Genomic DNA, 944 nt, shown 5'->3' on the forward strand with positions numbered 1-944 from the left:
GGCCATGGCCGCTGTCAGCGGTAAAGTTGCCTTTTGTTACGTTCTGCCCGAATGGTTTCGCCGGGGTGCCGGGCAGGCGTTGATCCAGGGCCTGGAAGGCTGGCTGCTCGACCAGGGCTTCACTCAGACACGACTGAACAGCACCCGTACCGGCGAGGACTTTTTCCAGCACCTTGGCTTCCGGCAATGTGCACAACCCTTCAGCATCGCCGGGCTTACAGCGATCCCTATGGAGAAATCGCTGGCACCACCCTCATGAACATCCACCCAACGATGTAAGTCCTTACGGCTCTGATGTGTTTCCAGAACAGGAAAACCCGTAAGTGCGCGCCTGAATCGGAGTGCGCACTTACGGGTGTGCAGTTTTGGTCACTATCCTCAGATCGTAGCCTTCGACAGCTCAGGCAGAGGCGAGGGGTTACTGCTGTTTGAACATCTCCTTCGCCCGTGCTTCGATTTGTGCCTGAGTCAGGTTTTCCTTGCGTGACGACAGGAACCACACATGGCCGAAGGGGTCCTTCAAGGTGCCCGAGCGGTCGCCGTAGAACTGATCTTTCACTTCCGAAACCACCGTGCCACCTGCCTTGATTGCCTGGGCGTAGCTTTTGTCCACGTCCTCGACATACAGATGCAAGCCCACGGACGGTGATTTGTCGGGGTTGCTCAGCGGGCCTTGATCGCACGGTGTACCGAGCATGATGGCGCAGTCGCCAATGCGCAGTTCGGCATGGCCGACGCTGCCGTCGGGCATCGCCAGACGCATGACTTCCGTAGCGCCGAAGGCTTTTTTGTAAAAGTCGATTGCCTCGGCTGATTTCTGGATTCCCAAGTAGGGTGTGACGCTGTGATAACCCTCGGGAATGGGTTTAACGCTCATGACCGTTCTCCATATTCTTGTGGGTGGATGTCGCAAATCCTTCGCCGATTTCCGGTCGATTCACTAT

The 944-nt window shown here is 56.8% G+C and carries 2 protein-coding genes; one reads left to right on the forward strand and one right to left on the reverse strand.

All coding sequences use genetic code 11. The annotated features are described in order from the left end of the window. A partial coding sequence (locus AC1DH9_RS29885) for a GNAT family N-acetyltransferase (RefSeq protein WP_477809421.1) occupies positions 1 to 259 on the forward strand: 259 nt, incomplete at its 5' end. Positions 260 to 418: 159 nt separating this feature from the next. Here AC1DH9_RS29885 and AC1DH9_RS29890 read toward each other — a convergent pair. Then, positions 419 to 877: a VOC family protein gene (locus AC1DH9_RS29890; protein WP_019692864.1), complete on the reverse strand. Its 459-nt coding sequence runs from the start codon at positions 875 to 877 to the stop codon at positions 419 to 421. Positions 878 to 944: the final 67 nt, after the last annotated feature.

This window comes from Pseudomonas sp. 05T35 (genome assembly GCF_056396605.1).